A 25,914-nucleotide genomic window follows, 5' to 3' on the forward strand; every position below is an offset into this window, starting at 1 on the left:
GTACGACGGTAACGGCAGCGCAGTGCGCCGGAAAACCACAGCGGGGACGCGGCCGGGGAATCGGGCGGAGCCCGTGACCACAACGACCACTACTGCGTTTATGAACACCACATTTCCCCCGGACGGGTGTGACCCACACCCTGTGATCCACGACTCGTAACGTGCTGTTCATCCGGCGGTATCGCCGTGCACGGGTTCTCCGCCGGTGCGCCCGGCCACGAGAACCGGGACAGCGGGGTGCGGAGTCGACGTGAACGATCCGGATTTCGCAGGGAAGAAACCATGACGGGACGACTGATCCTGCGCCTGACCGCAGCGGTCCTGGGCGTGGTCGTCGTGGGGGCGGGCCTGACCGACGCCCACACGAAGGCCTCCGGTGGGAAAGACCCCCGGGACAAGCTGCAACTGATGGCCCCCGCCGATCCGGGCGGGGGCTGGGACACCGTGGCCAGGGAGATCCAGAGCTCGGTGGACGCCCACGGCCTCTCGCGCGCCACCGAGGTTCTCAACGTGCCCGGCGCCGGCGGCACCATCGGGCTCTCCCGGTTGGCGAACCAGTCCGGCAAGGGCAACAAGCTGATGATGAGCGGGGCGGTGATGACCGGAGCCATCCAGACCACCGACTCCGCGACGACGCTGGACGACGTCACCCCGATCGCGCGGCTGGCCGACGACTACGAGGTCGTGGTGGTGCCGAAGGACTCGCCGTTCCGCACGGTGGAGGACCTCATGTCGGCCTGGCGAGCCGACCCGCGCTCGGTCGCGGTCGGCGGCGGTTCGGCGGGCGGTACGGACCACCTGTTCGCGGGGATGCTGCTGCGCGCCGCCGGGGTGGACACCTCCGAACTCAACTACATCGCCTACGCGGGCGGCGGTGAGGTCGTCACGGGGCTGCTCGACGGTGGACTCGACGTCGGGGTCTCCAGCTACGCGGAGTTCGCCGGGCAGATCGAGGCGGGGAAGCTGCGTGCGCTCGGGGTCTCCTCCCAACGACCCCTGGAAGGGGTCGACATTCCGACGTTCGTCGAACAGGGCGTGGACGCCTCGTTGGCCAACTGGCGTGGAGTCGTCGCACCGCCGGGGCTGTCGGATGCCCAGCGCGCGGAGCTGGAAAGGATCGTCACAACGGTGCACGGGAGCGGGCGGTGGCAGGACGCGGTGGAACGCAACGGCTGGAAGGACACCTTCCAGACCGGTGCGGAGTTCCGGTCCTTCCTGGAGTCCGAGACGGCGCGCATCAAGCGAATCAGCGAGGAGCTGGGCCTGTCATGACCACATTCGTGCAACGAACCGCCTCGCGGCGGCGGGACGACGAGAGCGCTTCCGGTTCGTTCTGGACCGGGCGCAGTGAACTGTTCGTGGGTGTGCTGGTCGGCGCGATCGGCGGTTTCCTGCTGCTGCGTACCGCGATGATGGACGTTCCCTCCTCGGTCAGCTTCCTCGGCCCCCGGTTCTTCCCGGGGGTGATCGGCGCGCTGCTGGTGGTGCTGGGCGTGTCGCTGGCCGTGCGGGTGGCGCTGCCCGGGCATCGCTCCACCGTGACGGACACGACCGCGACGGAGGAACAGACCGCCACGGAAGCCGACGCGGCCGGAGCGCGCAGTGACTGGAAACCGTTGCTGCTGACCGCCGGAACCCTGGTGGCGCATCTGGCGCTGCTGCGAACCGCCGGGTGGATCGTGGCGGGAGCCCTGCTGTTCTGGGGTGTCTCCTGCGCACTGGGCAGCGAGCACAAACTGCGTGACCTGGGGATATCGGTGGTCGTTTCGTCCGCCGTGCAACTGGCCTTCTCGGCCGGGCTGGGGTTGTCGCTGCCCTCCGGGCTGCTGCTGGAGGTGCTGTGATGGAAACGCTGTCGCTGCTGCTCGACGGGTTCGGCTCGGCGCTGACTCCCGTCAACCTGCTGCTTTGCCTGGCCGGTGTGGTGCTGGGAACGGTCGTGGGCGTGCTGCCGGGACTCGGCACCGCCATGGCGATCGCCCTGCTGGTGCCGGTCACGTTCCAACTGGACCCCACCGGCGCCTTCATCATGTTCGCCGGGGTCTACTTCGGAGGCCAGTTCGGTGGGGCGACCACCGCGATCCTGTTGAACACCCCTGGGCAGAGCTCCTCGATGGCCACGGCGTTCGAGGGCTTTCCGATGGCCAGGAACCGCAGGGCACCGCAGGCACTGGCCACGGCCGTGCTCGGTTCGTTCCTGGCCAGCATCGTGGCCGTGACGCTCGTGGTGTTCTTCTCGCCGCTGATGGTCGACCTCGCGGTCGGGTTCGGTCCTCCCGAGTACTTCGCGCTGACCGTGCTGGCCTTCCTCGCGACCTCGGCAGTGGTGGCGGGCGACGTGCTGCGCGGGCTGAGCGGGCTGGGACTCGGGCTGGCCCTGGCGATGGTGGGCATCGACGAGCAGAGCGGGGCGGTCCGGTTCACGCTGGGAAGTCCGCGGCTGCTGGACGGGATCAGCATCATCGTGGTGACTGTGGGGCTGCTGGCGATCGGGGAGGTGCTGTACGTGGCCTCCCGCGCGCGGCGGAATCCCGCCACCGAGACGGTCGCCTCGGGCAGGCCGTGGCTGAGCAAACGGGACCTGGGCCGCTCCTGGCGGCCGTGGTTGCGCGGCACCGCACTGGGTGTCCCGTTCGGCGTGATCCCCGCGGGTGGTGCGGAGATACCGACGTTCCTGTCCTACGGGGCCGAGAGGACACTGTCCCGCCGTCGTGGCGACGACGAGTTCGGTCGGGGCGCCATCGAGGGCGTGGCAGGCCCGGAGGCGGCCAACAACGCGACCACGGCCACCTCGCTGGTGCCGCTGCTGGGGCTGGGGCTGCCCACCTCGGCCACCGCGGCGATCATGCTCGGCGCCTTTCAGCAGTACGGCATGCGTCCCGGTCCGCTGCTGTTCACCCAGGAGTCCGACCTGGTCTGGGCACTGCTGGCTAGCCTGTTCATCGGCAGCGTCATGCTGCTGTTGCTGAACCTGCCGTTCGCACCGGTGTGGGCGAAGCTGCTGCGGATCCCGCGCAACTACCTCTACGCCGGGATCGTCGTGTTCGCCACCCTCGGGGTGTACACCGCGAGGTCCTCGCTGTTCGACGTGCTGCTGCTCTACGTGGTGGGGGCGCTCGGTTTCATGCTGCGCCGCTACGGCTTCCCGGTGGCGCCGGTGCTGATCGGCGTGATCCTGGGGCCGCTGGCGGAGACCTCGCTGCGGCGGGCGATGGCGATGAGTCAGGGAGACGTGGGAGTGCTGTTCGCCAGCCCCTTCGCCGTGGGGATCTACGCGATCCTGCTGGTGGCGGTGGTCGTCTCCAGCGTGCTGCGGGTGCGGCGCGCACGGGCGGCCTGACACCTCTCCATTCAGCGACACACCGCTCCCCGGAAGGTCCCGAGCCGGACCTTCCGGGGAGCGGTTGTCCTGATCGGTCATCAGCTGCCCCTGAAGGATCACCGAGGTGAAGCACCTGACCCCGGGTACCCGGCACGATAGGTTGGGAAAATGACCGCTCGACTGACAGTGCTGGGCAGTTGCGGTGCCTGGCCGGAACAGGGCCGGGCCTGCGGTGGTTTCCTGCTGGAACACGCCGGTTTCCGCGTGGTGCTGGACCTGGGCTACGGAACACTGCCCGGGTTGTCACGGCTGCTGGGAAACACGACAGCGTCCGGTGTGGACGCTTTGATCGTCACCCACCGGCACCCGGACCACATGGTCGATGTGCACGGTCTGTTCCGCGCCCGCTGGTTCGGCGAGCGCGACGGTGCGGCGATGCCGCTGTACGCGGCTTCCGGTGTGTGGGAACGCTGTGCGAGTTCGAGGAAGGTTGCACCGAACCGCTGAGCCGGGTATTCGAACCACATCCGCTACCCGCCGAGAAGTATTCGGTGGGGCCTTTCCGCCTCGAATCCAGGAGTCTGCCCCATTTCGTTGAGGACAGTGTTTCGGCGCCGGAACGGCGAGCTCGGTGCGTCCCGCGCTCCGTCTGCTCCGTGGGGACGAATCCGGTGGTCCGTCCGATGCGGAATTCACCACGGACGGCCTCTCGAAATCATCGGTTCTTCACCGCGGTATTGACCGGTGTTGACCCTCGCTTGTCACGCTGCTGAGGTCGGCTCACCCCAGCACGTGAGGAGAACGACCGTGCGACGGTTACTGATCGCGTTGACCACCGCGTTAGCCGCGGGAACACTGCTGCTCGCCTCGGCGGGAACCGCCGCCGCCTATCCACCCGACCCGCCCGGCGAATCCACCGCCCGGCAGCAGCTCGCCGAGCTCACGGTGAGCGCCGAGGGCTCGATGAGCGGCTACGACCGGGACAGGTTCCCGCACTGGTCGAGCCAATCGGGCAACTGTGACACCCGGGAGACCGTGCTGAAACGGGACGGCAGCGGCGTCACCGTCGGCTCGGACTGCTACCCGGACTCGGGGAGCTGGTACAGCGTCTACGACCAGCGGTGGGTGAGCGACCCGAGCGAGGTGCACATCGACCACGTGGTCCCGCTCGCCGAGTCCTGGCGCTCCGGCACCGCGAGCTGGAGCGACGCGAAGCGGGAGGACTTCGCCAACGACCTGGAAAGCCAGCAGCTGATCGCGGTCTCGGGCACCTCCAACATGACCAAGAGCGACGACGACCCGGCCGCGTGGCAGCCCTCCAACACCGGTTACCACTGCGTGTACGCGCGCAGCTGGATCAACGTGAAGCACGTCTGGGGTCTGAGCGTCGACTCGGCCGAGCAGAACGCGCTGTCGAACATGCTCGACGACTGCTGATCGAAAGTTTTCCGGTCGGCCCGACGGTTCCGGCTCCGGCAAGACCCGCGCCGGTCGGTCAACAGCACGGGAAAAACGTCAGTGAGGTAACCGGAACCGCCGGGCATCACGGCCCGACGGTTCCGGCCTCTCGACGAACTCCGGTCAGTCCCACTCCAGCGCCGCTCCGGACTGGTACTCGGTCACCCGCGTCTCGAAGAAGTTCTTCTCCTTCTTCAGATCGACGGCCTCCGACATCCAGGGGAACGGATTCCCCGTCTCGGGGAACACCGGTTCCAGGCCCAGCTGGTCGCAGCGGCGGTTGGTGATGAAGTGCATGTACTCGGTGCACAGCTCGGCGTTGAGCCCGAGCATGCCTCGCGGCATGGTCTCCCGACCGTAGGCGACCTCAAGCTCACAGGCCTCGGTCAGCATCGTACGCACTTCCTCCTGGAACTCCGGGGTCCACAGCCACGGATTCTCCAGCTTGATCCGGTTGATGCAGTCGATCCCGAAGTTGAGGTGGATCGACTCGTCCCGGAGGATGTACTGGTACTGCTCGGCGATGCCGACCATCTTGTTCCTGCGCCCCAGCGACAGGATCTGCGCGAAGCCGGTGTAGAACCACATCCCCTCGAAGATCACGTAGAACGCCACCAGGTCCCGCAGGAACGCCTGGTCGGCCTCGGGCGTTCCGGTGGCGAAGTCGGGGTTCTCCAGGTTCCTGGTGTACCGCAGCGCCCACGAGTCCTTGTCCGAGATGGACGGGACCTCGCGGTACATGTTGAACAGCTCGCCCTCGTCGAGCCCCAGGCTCTCGCAGATGTACTGGAAGGTGTGGGTGTGCACCGCCTCCTCGAACGCCTGCCGAAGCAGGTACTGCCTGCACTCGGGGTTGGTGATGTGCCGGTACACCGCCAGCACCACGTTGTTGGCGACCAGGGACTCCGCGGTGGCGAAGAAGCCGAGGTTGCGCTTGAGCATCAGCCGCTCGTCGTCGGTGAGCCCGTCCGGGGACTTCCACAGCGCGATGTCGGCCTGCATGGAGACCTCGGTGGGCATCCAGTGGTTGTTGCACCCGGCCAGGTACTTGTCCCAGGCCCAGCCGTACTTCAGCGGCAGCAGCTGGTTGACGTCGGCGCGGGAATTGATCATCGCCTTGTCCGCCGCGTCGACCCGGGATCCGGAACGGTCGATCTCCCCGAGTCCGCTGGTGTCGGGGCTGACGGCGGTTTCCGGCACGTTCAACGAGGTCATACTGGGTTCCGGTCCTCCTGTGCTTGATCGCGCCGGACCTGTTCGGTCCGTTCGCGGGCCCGGCGTTCCGACCGAGCGCTCTCGGAGCTTCTGGGGTGGCTGGGTGCTGTTTCTCGGGCGGCTGGTTTCCGCCCCGTTCTCCGAAGGTCGTGCTCCCGGAGAAGGAGGTCACTGGCAGACCTCGCACTCGGGGTCCTCCACCGCGCAGGTCGTCGCGTCGGAAGAATTCGCCGCGTCGGAGGACGTATCGGCCGGGATCACGGTGGGTGATACGGCGTTGAGCTTGCCGTCGGTACCGCGCAGCGTGCTCTTCTCCACGTCCGAGGCGCTGCTGGAGCGCAGGTAGTAGGTGGTCTTGAGCCCTTTGCGCCAGGCGTCGCGGTACTGCCGGTCGAGTTCGCGCCCGCTCGGCCGCGCGAGGTACAGGTTCAGCGACTGTGCCTGGTCTATCCACTTCTGCCTGCGCGCCGCGGCCTCGATTAGCCGGTCCGAGCCGATCTCGAACGCCGTGGCGTAGAGCTCCTTGAGTTCCGCCGGGATCCGCTCGATCGGCCCGAGGGCACCGTCGTGGTACTTCAGGTCGGCCACCATGCGCCGGTCCCACAACCCCGCCCGCTTCAGGTCTGCGACCAGATGCGGGTTGATCACCGTGAAATCGCCGGACATGTTCGACTTGACGTAGAGGTTGCGGTAGAGCGGTTCGACGGACTGCCCGACGCCGCAGATGTTGGAGATCGTGGCGGTGGGGGCGATCGCCATCACGTTGGAGTTGCGCATGCCCTGCCGCCGCACCTTCTCCCGCAGCGGCTGCCAGTCCAGCGTCGAGGAGGTCGACAGCTCCACGTCGCCGTCGCGTTCACGCCGCAGCAGCTCCAGCGAGTCCAGCGGCAGGATGCCCCGGCTCCACAACGAGCCCTCGAACGAATCGTAGCGACCGCGTTCGTGCGCCAGATCCGAGGAGGCCGAGATCGCGTGATAACTGATCTCCTCCATGCTGCGGTCGGCGAACTCCACGGCACGCTGCGAGGACATCGGGATCCGGCGCTCGAACAGGGCGTCGGTCAACCCCATCACCCCCAGCCCGACCGGCCGGTGCCGCGTGTTCGAGTCGCGTGCCTCCGGAATCGTGTAGAAGTTGATGTCGATGACGTTGTCGAGCATGCGCACGGCGGTTCGTGTGGTGCGTTGCAGTCGTTCGCGATCGATGCCGTCGGTGGTGACGTGGTTCGCCAGGTTGATCGACCCCAGATTGCACACCGCCACCTCGTCCCGGTCGGTGTTGAGCGTGATCTCGGTGCACAGGTTGGAGGAGTGCACCACACCGGCGTGCTGCTGCGGGGAACGCAGGTTGCAGGGATCCTTGAAGGTGATCCACGGATGGCCGGTCTCGAACAGCATGGTCAGCATCCGGCGCCACAGGTCCACGGCGGAGACCCTGCGGTGAACTCTCAGCTCACCCCGCTCGGCGGCGCGTTCGTACTCGCGGTAGCGCTCGGCGAACTCCGTGCCGTAGAGGTCGTGCAGGTCGCCCACCTCGTCCGGGGAGAACAACGTCCAGGTGCCGTCGGCCTCGACGCGACGCAGGAACTCGTCCGGAACCCAGTTCGCCGTGTTCATGTCGTGGGTGCGCCTGCGGTCGTCACCGGTGTTCTTGCGCAGGTCGAGGAACTCCTCGACGTCGATGTGCCAGGTCTCCAGGTAGGCGCACACCGCCCCCTTGCGCTTGCCGCCCTGGTTGACCGCGACCGCCGTATCGTTGGCGATCTTGAGGAACGGCACGACCCCCTGGGACTGCCCGTTGGTGCCGTTGATGTGGGCACCGATACCGCGTACCGGTGTCCAGTCGTTGCCCAGACCTCCGGCGTACTTCGACAGCTTGGCGTTGTTGCCGATCGAGTGAAAGATGTGCCGCAGATCGTCGTCGACGGTGGTCAGAAAGCAGGATGACAGCTGGGGGCGGGTGGTTCCGGCGTTGAACAGGGTCGGTGTGGAACACATGAAGTCCATCGCCGACAGCAGCTCGTAGAACTCCACGGCACGGCGACCGCGATCGTCCTCCTCCAGCGCGAGCCCCATGGCGACCCGCATGAAGAACGCCTGCGGCAGCTCGTAACGCACTCCCCGCTCGTGCAGCAGGTAGCGGTCGTAAAGCGTGCGCAGCCCGAGGAAGTCGAACGACGTGTCCCGCTCCGGACGCAGCGCGGCGCCGAGCCGTTCGAGGTCGAACTCGCCGAGCCGCGGATCGAGTTGGCCGTTTCCGATGCCGTGCCGCACGTAGCGGACGAAGTAGTCCGGATAGCGCTGCCGCATCTCCTCCTGGTCGGCCTCCCGCTGCTGCCCATCCAGGAAGCTGAGGGCTTCGCGACGCAGGTCGTCCAACAACAGCCGGGCCGTGACCCGCGAGTAGTTCGGTTCGGCTTCGACGAGCGTGCGGGCGGCCATGATCAGCGCGCTTGCCAACTCGTCGGGCGAGATGCCGTCGTAGAGGTTGCGCCGCACCTCGCGCAGCACGTGCTCGGCGGACACGTCCGCCAACCCGGCACAGGCCTGTTCCACCACCGTGGACAACCTGTCCCAGTCCAGCGGTTCCGGTTCCCCGTCCAGGCCGCTGACACGGATGTCGGGGGCGGCGGAAGACACGACAGCGTCGGACGCTCGAGTCACGGTGCACTCTCCTCGCGAGTTCGAACCGATGCCCGGACCGGGCGGGAACACACGAGGTCCGCGGGACACGGCACCGAATTCCGGGGCACGCGTCCGGCCGAGTTCGCGCGGACCCTCCCTCGAGGTCGCGGACGGCGCGCACGGTCGTGCGCGCATCGACGGCAGGTCTTCGGACTCACGGGCTTCCGGCGGCTCGACCGCCGGTCCTGATAACCGTCGCTTCCCGGACCGGTAGCGTCCAGTGCGTCTCCCACCCTGAGGTGGCACGGCGTTCGTTCCCGTTTACCGCTGCGGGGCAGTCCCGGACTCGCACCGGGTTCCCTGTTGGCACACCGAATCCTTCGAATCCGGTGAACCGCCGACAGCAACACACTACATGTTGACTTACTGGATCTAGGCTACCCCCACATGGGTTACCGAGCTTTCGTTTTCGAGTTGGCGGGCAAGGAAACGACGAGCAGCGGGCGGACCGCATCGGACGCTGTCCCGACAGGAGCGGCCGCGAGGGAACGGCTCCAACGACCTGGAGGACCACGCGACGGGTCCACCGAGGCGGCACCCGGCGCGGACCGATCCGGCCGTTTCGCGGGACGAAACGGCCGCTCGCCGAACCGGGCGGCGGATTCCTAGCGTTATCCGCGAACCAACCGCCGGACGGCGGACGAACGGCGCTCCGGGAGTCACAGTGTCCAGCGAAAGCCGAACGGAACCCCTACCCGCTTCCGGGACTTCCCCACGCGAAAGACCGCTGCTGCAGCTCGCTTTCGACTTCGTGGACAGTTCCGAGGCGGTACGGATCCTCTCCGAAACCGCTCCGCTGATCGACATCGCCGAGGTCGGGACCTCGATGCTGAAGACCGAGGGCGTGTGGGCGATCGAGCGTGTTCGACGAGCGATTCCGGGGACGGACTTGCTGGCCGACGCGAAAACCATGGATGACGCCGCCTACGAGGCGGGACTGGTCTTCGAGGCCGGAGCCGACCTGACCACGGTCTGCGCCGGTGCCGCCGACGCGACCGTCACCGGTGTCGTGTCCGAGGCCCGTCGTCACCGACGAGCGGTGGTCGGCGACCTGGTTGGGACCAGAGCCACCCCGCACCGGCTGAGCAGGCTGTCGGAACTCGGCGTGGACTACATCGGAATACACAACGGCCTCGACGAGCGGGAGGACAGCGATCACCTGTCGACGCAACTGAGAATGTGCGAAGAATTGGGAATCCGCGATGTCCAGCTCTCCGGAGGAATTTCACCCGAATCGGTGAGAGCGTTGCACACGGGCACCCCGGCGATCCTGGTCGTCGGCGGCTACGTCCTCGACTCGAGCGAGCCGTGTGACGCCGTGCGGCGGATCCGGAGAGCGATGCACGAGCGATTCGGGGGAACGGACTCATGAGCGACCGAACGATCGCTCGGCTGCCACGGCTGCTGCGGCGGAGCGGCGAAGAGGTACTGACGAAAATCACCGGGCTGAACGCCCGGTCGGTGGCCGGCGCCGTGGACATCCTCTCGAACGCGGAACGGGTGTTCGTGCTCGGCGCCGGCCGGTCACGGCTGGTGGTGGAGGCGTTCGGCATGCGGCTGAGTCAACTCGGGATCGCCTGTCACGTGGTGGGAGCCAGCACCACACCGGCGATCGGCGAGAACGACGTGCTCGTGTGCTGCAGCCGCTCCGGCAACACCGCCACCGTAGTGCTGCTGGCGGAAACGGCGGTCCGCAACGGTGCCGCGGTCGTGACGGTGACCGACACGAACTCGTCACGGCTGGGGGAACTCGCCGACCACCTGGTTCCGATCGAGCCTCACACGGGTTCGGACCTCGACGAGGAGTCGCTGTTTTCCAACTCGACGTTCGAGGAGACCGGTTTCGTGCTGTTCGACTGTGTGGCGAACGCGCTCGCCGAGGAACTGGGAATCGACAGCGACTACGCGGCCCGACGACACGCCAATCTCGAATGAACGCGCCGAACGACAACACGATTTCGCCGAGCGGAGACCCGAACGCCACATCGTCACGAGGAGCGGGCATGTCATCACTCGAGGAGAATGCCGACGAAGTAGGAGCCCGAAGCGCGGAAACGGTGCACGGACGACCCGCTCGACGTCTGGTCTGCGTGAGCGCGAAAGCCCACCTGGGAATCGAACGGACCGAGCGATGGATCGACGGGATCCGACGGGACGTGGACCCGGAACTGCGTCGAATACTGACGCTGCTCGTTCCGTTCCCGCTGCTGGGCACTACCTCAGCCAAGCTCGGAGCGTCGTGCGGCGCGCAGGACCTCTGGCCGGAAGCGGGCGCCTACACCGGCGAGGTCCCAGCCGACATGTTGGCCGAGGCGGGCTGTCACTACTGCATGGTGGGACACTCCGAGCGGCGGACCCTCTTCGGCGAGGACGACCGCTCGACCGCGCGCAAGGCGCTGGCGGCCACCACCGCCGGAATCACGCCGATCGTGTGCATCGGCGAGGAACAACGGCTCAACCCGGTGTCGGCGGCCGCGCGAGCGGCGGAGCAGGCCGTTTCGACGCTGGAATCGGTTCCCCGAACCTCGCCCGTGGCTTTTCTCTACGAGCCGCGCTGGGCCATCGGGGCGGAGAGCGGTGCCACACCGGAACACGTGGGTACGGTGCTGGACGAGCTCCGACGCGTGGCGGACGCTCGTGACGGTGCCACCATGCTGCTCTACGGTGGGGCGGTTTTTCCCGGAACGTTCCGCGCCCTGCGTGCCGAAGCACCGATCGACGGGCTGGGGGTGGGCAGGTCGGGGCGTGACACCGCCGTGTTGCGCGACATTCTCGACGAGGTGGCCACGTGCGCCTGACGGAACATCCCGTCGTGATCGCGAGAAGTGCACCGCACCGAGGTCTCCCGCCTCGCTCGTGGACCGTCCCCGCGATCTCGGCGGATCCCGGCACCCCGGAGGACTTCGTTGGGCGAGTCCTTCAACAACGGCTCGTCGAACCGGTGGGCAGTAGCTTCGCGGCATCGTGTGCGGCCTGCCTGAGCAATGTCGCCGTGTGCGGGATGTTGTGCACCCGGGCGGTGGGACCTGTCATCGCCAGCACGGCCATCGGACGCCTGAGCCGGTCCAGCACGGCAGCGGCGAGTTCGACCCGCCCGTGACAAGACCTCTCCACCAACAGCCCGGTCCTGCGGATCTCCGCGAACTGGGACGAGGACGGACCTCGGACGCGCTCCCCGCGATCACCGATCACCTCGTGCGGTACCGAGTCGAGCGAGAACGCCGACAGCACCTTGGTCGTCGCTCCGTGGTGTTCGACCGTCCCGCCGGCCGTTCCGATCGGATTCCAGGCACCGCGCCCATGGACGCGGTGCAGCACGACGACATCGCTACCACGCGGCACCGCCAGTTCCACCGGAAGTCGCGCGGCACAGTAGAGCTCGACCATCACCGGGGACAGGCGCTCGCACAGCAGGCGTGACTCGGTGCCGGCGGTGAGGTCACGCGCGAGACGTCGCAGTTCGGTGCCGGGGAAGTAGACGTGTTCGGACTCGCGCGCGAAACCCAACCGTCGCATCGTGCGCAGTGTGCGGTGGACGCTCGGCTTCGGGATGCCGAGCGTTCGGGAGAGCTCCGAAACCCCCACTCCCTCGGGACGAAGTGCCAATTCGCGCAACAACAGCAGAGCACGAGCGAGGCTGCCGTTGGCCTCCGCCCCGGGCTCCGTCTCGTCGTGGTGTTTCGGCCGTACCGGTCGACTCATCGCTATACCCGCTTTCGGAGGGCGGTGTTCGCCCGTCGGTAGCAATGGAACAAACAACTCCGGTTGTAGCGGGTGGGGCTGACACGGCGTTGACAGCGGAGTGACCGGTCCTCCGCTCCACTGCTGTGGCACGGGCTCGGAAGGCGTAACGTTGCCCGTGGTCTCGGTGACCCGAACGTGGCAGCTACTCCGGAGGAAGCGCGGATGAACCAGCACGAGGATCCCCGGGAATCGGTTCCGTTCAGCTCGTTCGCCCCGCCGCCGGGGGAGACACGGACGGACCGACCGAACGCGGCCCGGATGTACGACTACTACCTGGGTGGATCCACCAACTTCGCGGTGGACCGCGAAGCGGCCGAGGCCGGATCGGCGGCGATGCCGCACGCGCGCGAGTACGCGCGGGCCAACCGGGCCTTCCTCGGTCGCGCGGTCGCGTACCTGTCCGCGCGGGGGATCGACCAGTTCCTGGACCTGGGCTCGGGCATTCCGACCGTCGGGAACGTGCACGAAGTGGCCCAGTCGCTCGATCCGACGGCCCGGGTGGCCTACGTCGATCACGAACCTGTGGCGGTGGCACACGCACAGCGACTGCTCGCCGAGCACTCCAACGTGACGATCACGCTGGCCGATGTCCGGGATCCCCAGGCGGTGCTCACCGCTCCCGGCGTGGCGGGACTGCTGGACTTCAGTCGCCCGGTGGGAGTGCTTGCGGTAGCGGTGCTGCCGTTCGTGCCGGAGCAGCGGGCCGCACGGGAGGTGATCACCGCCTACCGCGAGGCGTGTGTGGCGGGAAGCTATCTGGTTCTCTCACACATCTCCGCGATATCGGCCACCGAGCGGCAGGTCGCCGACGCCGAGGAGATCATGGCCCGCACGCCGACACCTGTCAGGTGGCGCCCCCCGCACGAGATAACCGAGCTGATGGAGGGCTACGAGCTGGTGGAACCCGGACTCGTACCGCTGCCGAGCTGGCACCCCCAGGACACGGTCGCCCGTGAGGAGATCGAGGTCTCGAACGCGTACGGAGCGGTGGGCAGGCTGACGCGTTGAGCAACGGACCGACGTCGGACAGGTACACCGGTCAGAAACGGCGCTGAGTCGGGACCGGAACGGGATAGCCGAACCTGAGCAACGCGTGCGGGGGTCCCGGCAGTCCGAGCCGGTCCCGCAGTCCCGCGCGCACCTCGGTGAGGTTGAGCGGTTGTGTGATGACCGAGGCCGCCACCCCCAGACTGGTGGCGGTGAGCCAGGCGAACTGCATGGCCTCACCGGCACGGAAGTGCGCGGCGGGTTCGTCGGTGCTGGTGGTCAGCACCATGATCGACTCGTTCGCGATCCACTCGGCGAGATGCCGTTCGTCGGGGAGTCTGCTGCTCGGTCCGACGAGGCCGACGGCGGCCACTCCCCCGGTACCGAGATCCTCGGAAGCGATGCCACCTCCCGGATCCACACCGCCCTGACCGTCCACCAGCCACATGGCCAGTTCCCGTTGGTAGTGACGGTCCTTGCGGTGCACCCGGGCCGCGTAGCCCAGGATCTCCGCGAGGGTCCGCGCCTCCTCGAGGCCGGTTATCCAGCGGGCGTGGACGTCGGCGGAGTTCCCCGCCGCGAGCAGTGCCTCTCTCGCCACGTGGGGGAGCTGTTGTTCGTGGAACGGCTTGCGGTAGCTGGTGCGCCGGGTGATCGCCCGGAAGCGCTGTCCTTCGGAAACCGACGGCTGTTGCCGATGCGTGGCCTTGACGGTGGCGACCAGCCGGGGATCGTCGGATTCGCTCTCCTCCGGCCACCGTCGCACCAGGGCCGCCCAGCCGAGCGCGCGCACCCCGAGGAACAGGTTGGTCACCGCCGCACCGCAGGAGAGTCGCCGATCCCTGCCTTCCGGATCGTGCTGCTCGAGTGCCACGTCGGGTCGCTCGCGCAGCAGCGCCGTGCGGTCACTCGTCGTCAGTTCCCAGGGCTGGGTGTTGTGCACCGAGGGGGCCCGGGCGACCGCGTCCTCCAGGCTGTGGACCTCTTCGGGTGACCAGCCCTGTTCGGTTGTGGAAGTACCGGCTCGTCGCCGGTGCGGTCTGAGCCAACTCATGGTCGACCCCCTGCGACACGAGTGTGCGCGCTCGCCGCGGTATCGCGATGAATCGGCACTGGTGGCGGCCGAAGTGCCGGGAGGGATCACCGAGCGCGAAAAGGCCGGATATCGAAATCCCCGGGCTCACTATGGCGCCGTACCGGGAAAGACGCAGTCCGAGTGGCGGAGCACGGCGGAGTTCGACGGATATATGTCCGAAACGCGGGCGCGCACGTGGTGCCGCGCCCGCGGTCCACGAGAGTACGGACAACACCCCGTACCGGCTTCCCGGCGGGAACACCGCCCGGGCTCGGGATCAACCGAGCACGGGCAGCCCGATCGCGGCGTCGACGGCCAGGGCCAGGAACAGCCCACTGAGGTAGCTGTTCGACAGGTGGAACAGCCGCATCGGGTTGACGCCGCGACCGCGGCGCACGCCCTGGTGCAGCCGCTGTGCCACTACCAGGAACACCGCGCCGATCAACACGGCGCAGCCGACGTAGATCCAGCTGGTGACCGGGATCAGCAGCAGCGTGCTCGCCACGGTGGCCCAGGAGTAGGCCAGGATGCGCGCCGAGACCTGCCGCGGAGTCGCCACCACGGGAAGCATCGGCACGCCCGCCCGCTCGTAGTCCGCGCGGTACTTCATAGCCAGTGACCAGAAATGCGGCGGTGTCCAGAGGAAAACCACGGCGAACATCACCACCGCGGGCCACTCCACGGTTCCGGAGACGGCCGCCCAGCCGACCAGGACCGGCATGCAGCCGGCGGCGCCGCCCCAGACGATGTTCTGCGAGGTGCGCCGTTTGAGCACCAGCGTGTAGATGAAGACGTAGAACAGGGTGGCCGACAGCGCGAGCACCGCCGCCAACAGGTTCGCCCCCGCCCACAGCACGGCGAACGAAGCCACGCTCAGCACGAGCCCGAACACCAGGGCGTGAGTGCGCGGCACGCGGTAGCTGACCAACGGGCGGGACTTGGTGCGGTCCATGACCGCGTCGATGTCCGAGTCGGCGACGCAGTTGAGCGTGTTCGCGCTGCCCGCGGCCATCGCTCCCCCGACCAGGGTGACCAGCACGAGCAGCAACGAGGGGATGCCGCGTTCGGCCAGGAACATGGCCGGAATCGTGGTGATCAGCAGTAGCTCTATGACGCGCGGCTTGGTCAGTGCCAGATAGGCGCTGAGCACTCCGCGCGCTCCGGCGCGGCCGGTGGACCTCTCGTCGTCCCCGGTGGATCGTGTCGCGGTCGTCATGTCTGCGCCGACCCGGTCTGCTGGGTTGTCCCGGCCGCGGGACCGTACTTTGCTGTGCTCCACACGCGGAACCACTGAACCACCTTGTGCTCGGCGAAGAAGGCACCGAAGGGAATCGTCCCGGCCAACAGGACCAGGATCATGGGCCCGATGGGGACCCGCAACAGCCGGGTGATCAACAGTGCCAACACCAGATAGACCATGTACAGCCAACCGTGGGCGATTCCGATGACGGTGGTGGAGGTCTCACCGACGTGCTGCACGTCGGTGCCGCTCGGCCACCCGTACTTGCCCACCATTGCCACGCACAGTGCGATCAGCAGCACGGCCGTCACATACGCCATGACCCGGTAACCGGTCAGCAGAACACTCGGCTTCACGACAACTCCCTCAATCCCGCCTCGTGCCTCCACCACGACCGCGGCGGCGATGTCCGTCCCGTTCGTGGGCCGATGGATCGGCTGCCGTCGTGGCACGCGGATGAGGCGGGCCACCGTGGCTGCCCGTCGTTGAAGACCGTACGCCACGGCTCACAGCGACTTGCGACTACCTGACACCGACAGTGGTCTCGGCCACGTCGGGCGGGAACAACGGCGCTTCGAACCGCGCGGTTCACATGAGGAACGGGACGCCCACCAGGACGGAACACCGCGAGCCTCCGGAGGGCGACTCCGCGGAGCAGCCGCCCCGCCGGCGACCACCCAGTGAGCTACTCCCCAGTGAGCTACTACTCCGTGAGCGACCACCCGATGTGCCGCGCCGCTGCGAGCGAGCGGCGAATCGGGGCGGTCTCCCCCGCTACCGGGCGTCCCCGACTCGGCACTCCTCGGCCGCGGACTCGCGGGAACGCGGCTCGGCCTTCCGGTCGGCGACGTTCGCCGTGATCATCGGCTCGTCACCCCCGGTGGCGACTCGGAGGCCGGCGAAGGATTCCGTCCTCCGGCACACCCCGCCGAACCCGATGGTCGTTCCCGCTCAACCTTCCGAGTCGATGGTGCGGTTCACACCACTCTTCCACGGTCCCCGCTCGCCGGAGGGAGCGGATTCGGCGGCCGGAATCCACCGGCCTACCACTTCCGCACGTTTCACGAACATTCTTCCGAAATGTTTCGTGTCCACACCGATTTCACGCGCGAGATCCGCGCATCGCCCCACAAAAATGAATTGCTTTCATTCAATGATACGTCTCGCTCGTTCGAGTGAGAACTCGGACGTGCGCATCAAGCATGCGCCGGAAAATCCGTCACTCCGCTTAGGATCACCAGCAGCACAGTGTCGAGCGGAAGTGCGGTGGACCATGGAAGACGAGGCCATCGTTCCCCTTAGGCCGGGGTTCGACAACGAGTTCCGCGGATTCAACCGAAAACAGGTTCTGGAACACATCGAACTACTGGAGGACCAGATCCGGATCCTGGTCACGGACAGGGATGAAGCGATCCGGCTCAACGAGGACCAGCGGCGCATCACCGACGAGACGCGCAGACAGATGGAAGAAACCGCCGGTGAGTTGAAACGGGTGCAGAACGCCGATACGGGGCAGCCCTACATCACCGCGCGGATGCAGCACATGCTGAACGTGGCGGAGGAAGAGGCAACCGCCATTCGTGAGCACGCCAATCGTGAGGCCGAGACGATCCGCGGCGTCGCCGAGACCGATGCCGAACGCATCCGGACCGAGGCGGAGAACCGCGCGGCCGAACTGCGTCAGGAGTGCTCGGAGCTCGTCGACGACCTCGAGGAACGCAGAAAACGTCTCGACGAGGAGCACGCTTCGCGTTCCGCCCAGGTCGAGGCGAGGGCCGAGCAGCTCAAGCAGTCCTACCGCAGTACCTACGAAGAGGCCCTGACAGCCGCGCGCAGGGACGCCGACGAGCTGCTCCAGAACACTCGTCAACGCTGCGGCGACTTGGAGGAGGACGCACGCCGCAGGCACAGCGAGCTCATGAGTGAGCTGCGTTCCCGCGCCGAACAGCTGGAGGACCTGCGCAGCAGGTTGGTGCAGAACATGGACGCGGTGGCCACCTTCGTCGGGCAACAGCGCGACGTGCTCAGCGAGCAACCCCGACCGCTGTTGATCGTCGAACAGACCCAGCGGGAGCAGACCCCCTCGTACACCACCCCCGGTGGCGAGGCAACCGGCGAGGCACGCGAAGCGCTCTCCCCCGCCGAACCGGAGATGTCCCGGGAGTCGGTGGAGGAACGCATCCCGTTCCAGCCGGACCAGCAGGCCGCGGAGACCGGCAACCGCCCGATCCCCGTGAACCCCGTCACCGAGGACGATCCGGTACACGACGAGGTCCCCGTACTGAACAGGGCCAACACCCTGGGCACGGACGGCGAGAACCATCCCCACTCGGTCGACTACGGACACTGATTCGATGAATGCTGAGCTGATCCCGTGGGCTCCGGCCGGATGGCACCTGCTCCGGCTGGGGCTCGCGGTGCTTTCCGGAGTCCTGCTCACGGCACTTCCGGCCACGATCCTGCTCGTTCGAGCACGGCGACGGCAACAACGGTTGCGCAGGCAACTGGCCAGACTGACCACCTCGACGGCCCTGTTGAGCGGCCCGGGGCGCAACGGACAACCGAGACGGGTCGGAACGGGAGTTCCCCAGGAGGACGAAGCGAAGCACGCCGACTCCCCCGAGGCAGGCGCGGCGGAACCGGGTGACCGAGCGGTCCCGGCACGGGACGAGGAATCCCGGAACCGACCGGTCGCCCCTTCCGGTGTGGAGGCACCCACCGAACCCGACGCGATGGCCGGAACCGATGCTCCGGAGCAACCCGTCCGAACCGAACAACCCACGAACACCGGTAACCCGCCCACCGGGAGCTTCGGTGCCGAGACGCACTTCGGCAGCGAGGAGAGCGCGGAACGGTTCCGCCGGGAGTACATCCAACCGATGGACGACAGCAAACAGCGGTTGGAGGAACTGCGCATGAGCCTGACCGGCGAACTGCGGCTGGAGGAGAACGGACATTCGGGCGACGGACAGCAACAGCGGTAGCGCCGGGGGCACCCGACGGCGACCGGAACTCCCACCAGTCACGGCACGCCGGTAAGCACCACTCCCCTCGTGGTGGGGCCGGCGATCCCACGTCCCGATCCGATACGGCAACCCCACTCTCGACCATCATCGAGCCAACCTCGTAAGGCAGTCGCGGACAGGAGGATTCGACATGGAAGACGCCGCCGACGCCGTGGTTCCGCTCCGGCCCGGGTTCGACGTCGGGTTCCGCGGATTTCAACGAGAGCAGGTACTGGAGCACCTCGAGGTACTGGAGAACCAGCTCGAACTGGTGACCATAGACCGCAACGAGGCGGCTCGACTGAACTCGGATCTGCGCGAGCTCTACGACCGGACCCGCCAGGAGCTGGCCGAGACACAGCAACGCCTGCACCACGTGGAATCCTCGGAAACGGGCCTGCCAGCCGCCTCGCAGCGGGTGCGGGAGATGCTGGAGCTGGCAGAGGAGGAGCTGCGGGCCATCCGCGAACAGGCCGGGCACGAGGCGGAAGTGATCCGAGGTTCCGCGGAGAGCGAGGCGAACCGGCTGATCGAGCAGGCCGAGAACACCGCGGGTGAGCTGCACGGGCAGTGCGAACGACTGCTCGCCGAGATAGAACGCCGCCACGAGAGGTTGCACCGCGACCGGGCACGACAGCTCAACGAGCTGCGGGAGCGGGAACAGCGGATGCGCCGGTCCGTCCGGGACGCCTACAAGTCGCTGATGAGCGCGGCACAGCGGGAAGCGTCCGAGCTCGTGGAACGAACTCGCCGCGAATGCGGCAGGCAGGAAGCCGAGGCGGAACGACACAGGCGGGAGACCCTGGAGGAAATCACCCGGCACCGCACGGAGCTGGAGTCGCTGCGTGACCACGTGCTGAACACGCTCGACACGGCCAGCGACACCATCGGTGCCTCCGCGGTCTCACTGCGCAAAACGCCGGACGAGACCGGGCAGCAGGGGACTGCGGGGCACGACAGCGCTTCCGGTCAGGATGAGCGGGAAACGGCCGAAGCCGACCAGGAGTCGGAAGTGCCCCGTTTCGTCACCTCCCCCACTTCGATCCCGGTACAGCTGACTCCGAGCCGCCCCGAAGCGGAGGACGGGACGCCGGAACCGAGCTCGGGCACCGACGGCTCCGCACCGGAAACCTCGGTGATGGCGAGCACCCCTGACCCCCGCATGGGTGAGTACGAACCCCCGGCGGAACAGCCGGATGCGGTGGTGCCCCCTGGTGAGGGGATCACCACCGTCACCGGCACGGTTCCCGGCTCACTGGAAGAGCAGGATCCCGCGGGCCGGAACTGAACCGGGACGACCGGAGGAAGCGCCCCGAACGACCGCCCCGTTGACCGGGCTCGGCGAAGGCAACCCCGAAACAGCAGAGAGGAGCACACTCGAAGATGACGCTGGCACAGCTCACCTTCCCGGCGATCGATCTGCTCGCACTCACCTTCCTGGCCGGTTTCGGTGTGGCCACCTTGGTGTTCGTACCGCTGTTGCGGCGCGAACACCGTCGCGGCGACCGAGCCGCGGCCAGGTCCCGGCGGCAGGCCCGAGTGGTGAACGACGTCCCGCGGTCGAACACGACGCCGGTGAGCACACCGGCGTCCCAGCCGTCGACCGCACCGTCGACCGCACTTTCGACCGCAGTTTCGAGCGCACCGGAGAATCGACCTCGAAACGTGGACGAGGAGACCGATCCGGAGTCGACCCTGCCGGACAGCGAGGACGCGGCAAGCTCCGGAATCACCGACGAGGCCGACCTCGGCACCGGGCGCTCGTCCACCGCCCGCTGGAGCGAGCGGATCGAACTGTGCGCCGCCAAACACCGGGTACGGTTCGGGCAGGCGAAAGCTCGCCTGCTGACGATCAGCAACGAACTCGAGCTGCACTGACCGACGGCGTCGGGAACGACTCCGAAGCCAGTCGGGATCCTCACTCCAACGCTGAGACCGGCCGAGGAGTACGTTTGACCGACCCTTCACCGGAACGGAAAACCGTGTACCTGGTCGGCACCACCGGCCACCCCAACTACGGCGACGAGCACATCGCCGCCTGCTGGCTGCGCCACCTGGCACACCAGGCCCCCGACTCGGAGGTCTGGCTGGACTGCCCCAATCCCGGGCCGAGTGAGGTGTTGCTGGGAAAGCTGCATCCGAACGTGCGGTTCACCGACACCCTGTGGCGACTCTGCTGGCACGCCGACTCGCGGGAACCGTGGGAGGTGGCCTCGTTCGTGCGCCAGGCGATCCACGACCCCGGAACAGCACCTCGCTGGGTCGCGGGCGTGGTCGCGGCCAGGCGGGCGAACGTGGTGCACGTCATCGGTGGTGGCTACATCAACGGGATCTGGCCGCACCACTTCGGGTTGCTCGCGGCGGCCGTGGCCATCGGGGAGCGCTCCGGTGCGCGGCTGGCGATGACCGGGCAGGGCCTGACGCCGTTGCCCGGCGAGGCGAGGCAGCTGTTGAGTGCGTTGGCGAGGCGGTTCGACGTGGTGGACGTGCGGGACACGCCCTCGTTGGACGCGCTGGCCAACGTGCCGGAAGTCACCGACACCGGCGATGACCTGTTCTTCGGGATCACGCCCCACATGTACCGGCAGGACGACTGCCCCGAGGTCATGGTCTGCGTGCAGTCCGACCTGCTGAGCATGAGCCGGGCCGCGCTGGCCGGTTTCGTGCTCGAAACCCTGCGGCGCTGGAAAACCCCCTCCGAACGCATCGGATTCGTGGAGGGGATGCCGCTGGTGGACCGCGAGATCTACGCACTGCTGCGACACGAGCTGCCCGACGCCCGCTTCTACCCGTTCTCCGAGATCATGGATTCGGGACTGCCCGCCCACGCCGAGCAGCGGTGGTTGTCCACCCGGTTCCACACGCACCTGGTCGCGGCGGCGACGGGAGCTGCCGGAACCGCGGTGGCGATCGATGCCGACTACTACACCAGCAAACACGGCTCGCTGATCGCCAACGGCTCCGGTTGGTCGCTGAACACGGATCTGAGTACCTCGGTGGCCACGGAACCAGCCGGTGGGTTCGACCTCGGCACGCTGGAGTCGCTTCGCTCGGCCAAGGAAGAGCTGGCCGCCAAGATCTACTTCCAGTAGAGCCCTGACGGCTCGGGCCACGTAGCTACTCACTTGGCGGAACCTCTGGCACGGCGCTCGTTGCGGGGAGGCCCGACCTCGGGTGGCGACCTACACAACGTCGGGCCTTCCTCGCGAGAGCCGCACCGGAGACCCCGCGGCGGTGCCGACTGCCGGGATGGTCGGAGTGCGACCTGCGGGAGTGGTGGGAGTGCGGCTACTCGTCGGTGCTGGCGGCCCGGCGATTTCGCGAGAAATTGACGCCCAACCGTGCCGTCCGGCCCTACCTTCCCGACATTTCGCGAGAAATCGACGCCGCACCGAAGAACCCCACCGAGCAACAGCTTGAACGGAACTCGGCCCTACCGGCTCCGGGTGAGCGCGTCAGTCGTGCGGCTCGGGCAGCCATGCCGCGGTGGGCCAGCTCTCGGTCTCCCACGCGCTGTTCCAGAACAGCCATTCGTACTCACTGCACCGCACGAAGGCGGTGAGCATGCGTCGCCGCGTGTTCTCGTCGGTTCCCGCGGCGAGCCTGTCGGTGAGTTCCCTGGCGCCGAGTACCGCGTTGGCGAACTCCTCGTCGGCGTAGGTGGCGATCCAGCGCCCGTAGGGGTGCCCGGCCGTCGTTCCGGTGCTCTCCAGAATCGTGCTGCCCACGTGCTGATACACCCAGAAACAGGGCAGCAGCGCGGCGACCAGCACCGGATAGGGCTCGCTCAGCGCGGTGGCACGCAGGTAGGAGGTGTAGGCCAGGCACGTCGGCGAGGTCTGGACACCCGCCATCTCGTCCTCGGTGAGACCGAGCTGTTCGATGTAACCGGCGTGCAGCTTGCGCTCCTCGGCCAGCGCTCCGTGTGCGCTGCCTGCCAGAAAAGCCGCGTCTGCGGGGTCGTCGGCCCTGCTCGCGGCGGCGGCCAGTGCCTGCGCGAATCCGAACAGGTAGCGCGAGTCCTGCACGATGTAGAACGCGAACCGGTCCCGTGGCAGGCTGCCGTCGGCCAGTGCCGTGTTGAACGGGTGGCGCACGATCGCACGTTGCAGTTCCGCCGTGTAAGCCCAGGCTTCGGCGCAGAAACCGCCGGGGACGGGGTCGGGAAGGCGGTAGCTCATGTCTTTCCTCCGCTTCGGCGGTTCGACGTGGTGGGACGGGATGGTCAGGTGCGTGGCGTGCCCTCAGCCGGCCACCAGCGGTAAAAGTGGTGCACCGGGCCGTGGCCCTGTCCGACGTCGAGCAGGTCGGCCGCGCGCAGCGCACCGGTGAGGTAGTCCTTGGCCTCGCGCACGGCGGTGGACCAGTCTCGCCCCAGGGCACGCAGTGCCGCCGTGGCGGCCGAGAGGGTGCATCCCGTGCCGTGGTCGTTCTTGGTCACCACTCGCTCGTGCGACAACAGTTCGACACCGCTCGCGGTGCGCAGCACGTCCACGCTGGATTCACCGCCCAGGTGACCGCCCTTCAGCAGCACCCGCTCGACTCCCAGCCCGGCCAGCCGCTCGGCCTGGGCGGACATCCCCTCGGTACCGGTCGTCTCCGACACACCGAGCAGGTCCGCCGCTTCGGGCAGGTTGGGTGTGATCAGGTCAACGTGGGGCAGTAACTCGTCCCGCAACGCACGGACGGCGTCGGCGGCGAGCAACCGGTCGCCGCTCTTGGCGACCATCACCGGGTCCAGCACGATCTCGCGTGCCGAGTACTCGGACAGCACCCCGGCCACGGTTCGGATGATATCCGTGTCCGAGAGCATCCCGATCTTGATCGCGTCGACCCGCACGTCGTCGAACAGGGTCCGTAGCTGATCGGCCACGAACTCCGCAGGGATCTCCCGCACCGAGGAGACTCCCGTGGTGGTCTGGGCCACGAGCGCCGTGGTCACCGCCATACCGTAGGTGCCGTGGGCGGAGAAAGCCTTCAGATCGGCCTGAATGCCCGCTCCCCCGCTGGGATCGGTACCGGCGATCGTGAGCACGTTCGGAATCACTGCTGCCCCTCTCACGGCTGGACGAGCACGGGGGCATGGCGACGGCGTACGTGGTTCGTCCGGAACGGCCGCACACCGCCCCGGGAACAGCTGGAACCACCCGGCAACCGGGCGTGACGGCACACGTACGAGCCGGCAACACCGCGACGTCCCTCCGCTAGTGCGAACTAGTTCAGGTTCGACGGGTCTCTCTCAGCCCGACCGAACGGCCGGGCACCCCGCGTCACTGGCCGGAGGCGGGTCGTTCGTTCCCACTCCGGCGAACCTCAAGATAGCAGCGGCGGTCAACGCCGAACCGAACAACGCCGCACCCGTTCGGCTCCGCTACTCGATCAGCCCGACCGGAAATCCCGGCAACAGCGCTTCACCCTGCCGTACCTGCTGGTGCAGCGTTCCGGTGGCCAGGGAGTGCATCCGGTCGTTCCTGCCCTCGGCACGTACCTCCGCCAACGGCTGCCCGGCCCTCACCCGACTGCCGTCCGCCGCCAACCACCGGACGAGCACGCCCCTGGTGGTTTCCGGCATACGGCCGTCCGGCTGTTCGGCGCAGTACAGCAACTCCGTCATCCACTGCCTCCGACTCGGCCAACGCGCGGTGTGCTCTCCGACCGGTCGCTGCCCGACCGGCCGGCGGGTACCTTCGAAAGGTGCAGCCTCCAAAACGCACAGTCCCGGACGCAACACCGTGCGGACTCGTGTCGCGGAACGCGAACGGCGGTGGGAGCGATCACCGCGTGGGCCGGGTCGGGACACCACCGGAAAACCGGCCGGACACCACATCGTGGAACGGTCTCCGGCGAGTTATGTCACACCGAGGGCCGCGGCTGCCGCACAGCCACTCCGGGATCGTGAGCTCGCGGACGACGGCGGACTAGAGTTGGGGCAATGAACAGCACTACCGAAGTACTCAGCAGCACGCGCGCCCGGCAGAACCCGGGACAGGACCCGGCCGCGGTCTGGGAACCGCTGGCGGGGCTCGCCGAAGCGGCCGCGGCGACCGCGAGTGGCTCCACCACGGTCGCGATCAACCGCGGTTTCGACCGCAAGGCGCGGGAGCGTGCCCGAGCGCTGCGGCAGCTGCTCGACGAGCGTGGGGTGCGAGCCACCGAGATCACCCCGGCGCCCGACAGCGAGGAACTGCTCGCCGACAGCAGTGTCGACTCGGTGATCAACCTGGTGGGCACGGGGTCCTGGCAGCCCTACCGGCTGGCCGCCAAGGAACGTGCGGCACTGCTGGCACCGCGTCCGGAGGAAGGCGAACCGGGCGAGAGCCTGCGGCGCGACGTGATCGCGATGAACCGGCAGGACTCCCGCAGGGACGCCGCACTGAGCAGGGTCGTGGTGCTTCCGGAGAACGCGACGGAAGGCAGCCTCACGCTCAACCGTGGCGGTGAGCCGCTGTCCATCCCCGGTGGGCAGGTCGCGATCACGCTGCACGAGGGGCAGCTGGACGTCCGCATCGAGGGGCCGGACTACTCCGAGCAGCACTTCACCGCGGACCGGTTGAGCCTGGAGACGCACGGTGGTCCGCACCGCTTGATCCGCGACGAGATGCCGATCGCGGAGTTCGAGGGCTCGCTGGATTTCGTCTGCGAGCGGGAAGGTCTGGTCGTTCGCTCGGTCTGACCACCGCCGGTTCTCCCCGGCGTCTCCGGGACCGACCGGAGCGCGCCGAGGAACCTCTCGTGCCACGAGCCGCCTGTTCCGGTCGTGGCGAGTTGTCCGAAGCTCTCAACGTCCCCGTCCGCCGGTGAGCCGAACACCGAGTGTGGCCACCCCGGCGACGGCGAGCGCCGGAACCGCCAGCGCCAGTGGCGCGAGCGTCCCTGGCGCGAGGGCGTTGTGGAGACTCCAGAGCGCGATGCACATCGCCGCACATGCCGCCAGGAACGCGGTGACCGTCAACAACCGACGACGGCGCGGGAGTTCACGAAGTCTCGCGCGGGCGTGGGAGGGAAGTCGGCCCACGGTCACCGCGATCGGCAGCACGGCCGCCGCCAGGACCAGCAGCCCGAGGGCCGAATCGGCTCGCCTCGGCGAGTCGCCGAGGCCGATCAGCAGGCCCAGTGTTCCGACGGCCAGGACCAGCAGGGCCCGGTCGAGCACTCGCCACAGCCGCGTGTCGTAACCGCTCAC

25 protein-coding genes and 2 riboswitches are annotated in these 25,914 nt (G+C 67.8%); of the genes, 15 read left to right on the forward strand and 10 right to left on the reverse strand.

The window, feature by feature from the left end:
* Positions 1–282 precede the first annotated feature (282 nt).
* The 5 genes from BM150_RS03330 (at position 283) to BM150_RS03350 (ending at position 4,759) form a co-directional block, all read left to right on the forward strand.
* A complete protein-coding gene (locus BM150_RS03330; protein WP_092924390.1) occupies positions 283–1,272 on the forward strand; it encodes a Bug family tripartite tricarboxylate transporter substrate binding protein in 990 nt (329 codons plus the stop codon).
* Positions 1,269–1,844, forward strand: a complete 576-nt coding sequence (locus BM150_RS03335) for a tripartite tricarboxylate transporter TctB family protein (RefSeq protein ID WP_092923700.1) — start codon at positions 1,269–1,271, stop codon at positions 1,842–1,844. Before BM150_RS03330 ends, BM150_RS03335 begins: the two co-directional genes overlap by 4 nt.
* Complete coding sequence (locus BM150_RS03340; protein WP_092923703.1) at positions 1,844–3,340, forward strand: tripartite tricarboxylate transporter permease; 1,497 nt, start codon at positions 1,844–1,846, stop codon at positions 3,338–3,340. The genes BM150_RS03335 and BM150_RS03340 overlap by 1 nt, the downstream gene beginning before the upstream one ends.
* Positions 3,341–3,490: 150 nt before the next feature.
* A complete protein-coding gene (locus BM150_RS03345) occupies positions 3,491–3,829 on the forward strand; it encodes an MBL fold metallo-hydrolase (protein ID WP_092923706.1) in 339 nt (112 codons plus the stop codon).
* Between the two features lie 300 nt (positions 3,830–4,129).
* The gene (locus tag BM150_RS03350; RefSeq protein WP_175496663.1) at positions 4,130–4,759 is read left to right on the forward strand and encodes an HNH endonuclease family protein; all 630 of its coding nucleotides are present in this window, start codon (positions 4,130–4,132) and stop codon (positions 4,757–4,759) included.
* A 144-nt stretch (positions 4,760–4,903) separates the two neighbouring features.
* Here the strand turns inward: BM150_RS03350 and BM150_RS03355 are convergent, their stop codons facing one another.
* Both BM150_RS03355 and BM150_RS03360 read right to left on the reverse strand, forming a co-directional pair.
* On the reverse strand, positions 4,904–5,995 hold the full coding sequence (locus tag BM150_RS03355; protein ID WP_092923711.1) for a ribonucleotide-diphosphate reductase subunit beta: 1,092 nt from the start codon (positions 5,993–5,995) through the stop codon (positions 4,904–4,906).
* Positions 5,996–6,163: 168 nt separating this feature from the next.
* Complete coding sequence (locus BM150_RS03360) at positions 6,164–8,659, reverse strand: ribonucleoside-diphosphate reductase subunit alpha (RefSeq protein ID WP_217641332.1); 2,496 nt, start codon at positions 8,657–8,659, stop codon at positions 6,164–6,166.
* A gap of 143 nt (positions 8,660–8,802) precedes the next feature.
* Positions 8,803–9,034, reverse strand: a riboswitch (cobalamin riboswitch).
* A gap of 310 nt (positions 9,035–9,344) precedes the next feature.
* Here BM150_RS03360 and BM150_RS03365 point away from each other — a divergent pair.
* The 3 genes from BM150_RS03365 (at position 9,345) to BM150_RS03375 (ending at position 11,478) form a co-directional block, all read left to right on the forward strand.
* Entirely contained in the window at positions 9,345–10,052 is a 708-nt protein-coding gene (locus BM150_RS03365; protein WP_175496664.1) for an orotidine 5'-phosphate decarboxylase / HUMPS family protein, read from the forward strand.
* On the forward strand, positions 10,049–10,615 hold the full coding sequence (locus tag BM150_RS03370) for an SIS domain-containing protein (RefSeq protein ID WP_092923717.1): 567 nt from the start codon (positions 10,049–10,051) through the stop codon (positions 10,613–10,615). Before BM150_RS03365 ends, BM150_RS03370 begins: the two co-directional genes overlap by 4 nt.
* Positions 10,616–10,683: 68 nt before the next feature.
* The gene (locus tag BM150_RS03375) at positions 10,684–11,478 is read left to right on the forward strand and encodes a triose-phosphate isomerase family protein (RefSeq protein ID WP_175496665.1); all 795 of its coding nucleotides are present in this window, start codon (positions 10,684–10,686) and stop codon (positions 11,476–11,478) included.
* 121 nt (positions 11,479–11,599) lie between these two features.
* Here the strand turns inward: BM150_RS03375 and BM150_RS03380 are convergent, their stop codons facing one another.
* Positions 11,600–12,382: a helix-turn-helix domain-containing protein gene (locus BM150_RS03380; protein ID WP_092923723.1), complete on the reverse strand. Its 783-nt coding sequence runs from the start codon at positions 12,380–12,382 to the stop codon at positions 11,600–11,602.
* A 204-nt stretch (positions 12,383–12,586) separates the two neighbouring features.
* Between BM150_RS03380 and BM150_RS03385 the strand changes: the two genes are divergently transcribed.
* Positions 12,587–13,432 (forward strand): SAM-dependent methyltransferase, encoded by an 846-nt coding sequence (locus BM150_RS03385; protein WP_092923726.1) that lies wholly within the window; start codon positions 12,587–12,589, stop codon positions 13,430–13,432.
* A 31-nt stretch (positions 13,433–13,463) separates the two neighbouring features.
* Here BM150_RS03385 and BM150_RS03390 read toward each other — a convergent pair whose 3' ends face one another.
* The 3 genes from BM150_RS03390 to BM150_RS03400 form a co-directional block, all read right to left on the reverse strand.
* Entirely contained in the window at positions 13,464–14,465 is a 1,002-nt protein-coding gene (locus tag BM150_RS03390; protein WP_092923730.1) for an Acg family FMN-binding oxidoreductase, read from the reverse strand.
* A 298-nt stretch (positions 14,466–14,763) separates the two neighbouring features.
* Positions 14,764–15,702, reverse strand: coding sequence for a heme o synthase (locus BM150_RS03395; RefSeq protein WP_092923733.1), 939 nt, complete (start codon positions 15,700–15,702; stop codon positions 14,764–14,766).
* Positions 15,699–16,082 (reverse strand): DUF3817 domain-containing protein, encoded by a 384-nt coding sequence (locus tag BM150_RS03400; RefSeq protein WP_092923736.1) that lies wholly within the window; start codon positions 16,080–16,082, stop codon positions 15,699–15,701. The genes BM150_RS03395 and BM150_RS03400 overlap by 4 nt, the downstream gene beginning before the upstream one ends.
* A 917-nt stretch (positions 16,083–16,999) precedes the next feature.
* Between BM150_RS03400 and BM150_RS03405 the strand changes: the two genes are divergently transcribed.
* The 5 genes from BM150_RS03405 (at position 17,000) to BM150_RS24395 (ending at position 21,823) form a co-directional block, all read left to right on the forward strand.
* Positions 17,000–18,076, forward strand: a complete 1,077-nt coding sequence (locus BM150_RS03405; protein ID WP_092923739.1) for a hypothetical protein — start codon at positions 17,000–17,002, stop codon at positions 18,074–18,076.
* Between the two features lie 4 nt (positions 18,077–18,080).
* Positions 18,081–18,710 (forward strand): hypothetical protein, encoded by a 630-nt coding sequence (locus BM150_RS03410; protein WP_092923742.1) that lies wholly within the window; start codon positions 18,081–18,083, stop codon positions 18,708–18,710.
* 172 nt (positions 18,711–18,882) lie between these two features.
* On the forward strand, positions 18,883–20,019 hold the full coding sequence (locus BM150_RS03415; protein ID WP_092923745.1) for a coiled-coil domain-containing protein: 1,137 nt from the start codon (positions 18,883–18,885) through the stop codon (positions 20,017–20,019).
* Between the two features lie 95 nt (positions 20,020–20,114).
* Positions 20,115–20,609: a hypothetical protein gene (locus BM150_RS24390; RefSeq protein WP_217641333.1), complete on the forward strand. Its 495-nt coding sequence runs from the start codon at positions 20,115–20,117 to the stop codon at positions 20,607–20,609.
* 74 nt (positions 20,610–20,683) lie between these two features.
* Positions 20,684–21,823: a polysaccharide pyruvyl transferase family protein gene (locus BM150_RS24395; protein ID WP_217641334.1), complete on the forward strand. Its 1,140-nt coding sequence runs from the start codon at positions 20,684–20,686 to the stop codon at positions 21,821–21,823.
* 363 nt (positions 21,824–22,186) lie between these two features.
* Here BM150_RS24395 and tenA read toward each other — a convergent pair whose 3' ends face one another.
* From tenA to BM150_RS03435, 3 genes are all read right to left on the reverse strand, one after another.
* Positions 22,187–22,912 carry a thiaminase II gene (tenA, locus tag BM150_RS03425; protein ID WP_092923751.1) on the reverse strand — a complete coding sequence of 242 codons (726 nt, stop codon included), beginning with the start codon at positions 22,910–22,912 and terminating at the stop codon, positions 22,187–22,189.
* Positions 22,913–22,956: 44 nt separating this feature from the next.
* Entirely contained in the window at positions 22,957–23,778 is an 822-nt protein-coding gene (gene thiD / locus BM150_RS03430) for a bifunctional hydroxymethylpyrimidine kinase/phosphomethylpyrimidine kinase (RefSeq protein WP_092923754.1), read from the reverse strand.
* Between the two features lie 132 nt (positions 23,779–23,910).
* Positions 23,911–24,009: riboswitch (TPP riboswitch) on the reverse strand.
* A 93-nt stretch (positions 24,010–24,102) separates the two neighbouring features.
* Positions 24,103–24,345, reverse strand: a complete 243-nt coding sequence (locus BM150_RS03435; RefSeq protein WP_092923757.1) for a biotin/lipoyl attachment domain-containing protein — start codon at positions 24,343–24,345, stop codon at positions 24,103–24,105.
* Between the two features lie 318 nt (positions 24,346–24,663).
* Between BM150_RS03435 and BM150_RS03440 the strand changes: the two genes are divergently transcribed.
* Positions 24,664–25,404, forward strand: coding sequence for a hypothetical protein (locus BM150_RS03440; RefSeq protein WP_092923760.1), 741 nt, complete (start codon positions 24,664–24,666; stop codon positions 25,402–25,404).
* A 105-nt stretch (positions 25,405–25,509) separates the two neighbouring features.
* On the opposite strand, the gene BM150_RS03445 is transcribed toward BM150_RS03440, so the two are convergent.
* The gene (locus BM150_RS03445; RefSeq protein ID WP_092923763.1) at positions 25,510–25,914 is read right to left on the reverse strand and encodes a hypothetical protein; all 405 of its coding nucleotides are present in this window, start codon (positions 25,912–25,914) and stop codon (positions 25,510–25,512) included.

The sequence above is a fragment of the Actinopolyspora alba genome, assembly GCF_900112765.1.
GTDB classification, from domain to species: Bacteria; Actinomycetota; Actinomycetes; order Mycobacteriales; family Pseudonocardiaceae; genus Actinopolyspora; species Actinopolyspora alba.

Coding starts and splice junctions, on each gene's coding strand:
- BM150_RS03330 (WP_092924390.1), top strand. CDS start 283: ATGACGGGACGACTGATCCTGCGCCTGACCGCAGCGGTCCTGGGCGTG.
- BM150_RS03335 (WP_092923700.1), top strand. CDS start 1,269: ATGACCACATTCGTGCAACGAACCGCCTCGCGGCGGCGGGACGACGAG.
- BM150_RS03340 (WP_092923703.1), top strand. CDS start 1,844: ATGGAAACGCTGTCGCTGCTGCTCGACGGGTTCGGCTCGGCGCTGACT.
- BM150_RS03345 (WP_092923706.1), top strand. CDS start 3,491: ATGACCGCTCGACTGACAGTGCTGGGCAGTTGCGGTGCCTGGCCGGAA.
- BM150_RS03355 (WP_092923711.1), bottom strand. CDS start 5,995: ATGACCTCGTTGAACGTGCCGGAAACCGCCGTCAGCCCCGACACCAGC.
- BM150_RS03370 (WP_092923717.1), top strand. CDS start 10,049: ATGAGCGACCGAACGATCGCTCGGCTGCCACGGCTGCTGCGGCGGAGC.
- BM150_RS03375 (WP_175496665.1), top strand. CDS start 10,684: ATGTCATCACTCGAGGAGAATGCCGACGAAGTAGGAGCCCGAAGCGCG.
- BM150_RS03380 (WP_092923723.1), bottom strand. CDS start 12,382: ATGAGTCGACCGGTACGGCCGAAACACCACGACGAGACGGAGCCCGGG.
- BM150_RS03385 (WP_092923726.1), top strand. CDS start 12,587: ATGAACCAGCACGAGGATCCCCGGGAATCGGTTCCGTTCAGCTCGTTC.
- BM150_RS03390 (WP_092923730.1), bottom strand. CDS start 14,465: ATGAGTTGGCTCAGACCGCACCGGCGACGAGCCGGTACTTCCACAACC.
- BM150_RS03395 (WP_092923733.1), bottom strand. CDS start 15,702: ATGACGACCGCGACACGATCCACCGGGGACGACGAGAGGTCCACCGGC.
- BM150_RS03405 (WP_092923739.1), top strand. CDS start 17,000: ATGGAAGACGAGGCCATCGTTCCCCTTAGGCCGGGGTTCGACAACGAG.
- BM150_RS03410 (WP_092923742.1), top strand. CDS start 18,081: ATGAATGCTGAGCTGATCCCGTGGGCTCCGGCCGGATGGCACCTGCTC.
- BM150_RS03415 (WP_092923745.1), top strand. CDS start 18,883: ATGGAAGACGCCGCCGACGCCGTGGTTCCGCTCCGGCCCGGGTTCGAC.
- BM150_RS24390 (WP_217641333.1), top strand. CDS start 20,115: ATGACGCTGGCACAGCTCACCTTCCCGGCGATCGATCTGCTCGCACTC.
- tenA (WP_092923751.1), bottom strand. CDS start 22,912: ATGAGCTACCGCCTTCCCGACCCCGTCCCCGGCGGTTTCTGCGCCGAA.
- BM150_RS03435 (WP_092923757.1), bottom strand. CDS start 24,345: ATGACGGAGTTGCTGTACTGCGCCGAACAGCCGGACGGCCGTATGCCG.
- BM150_RS03440 (WP_092923760.1), top strand. CDS start 24,664: ATGAACAGCACTACCGAAGTACTCAGCAGCACGCGCGCCCGGCAGAAC.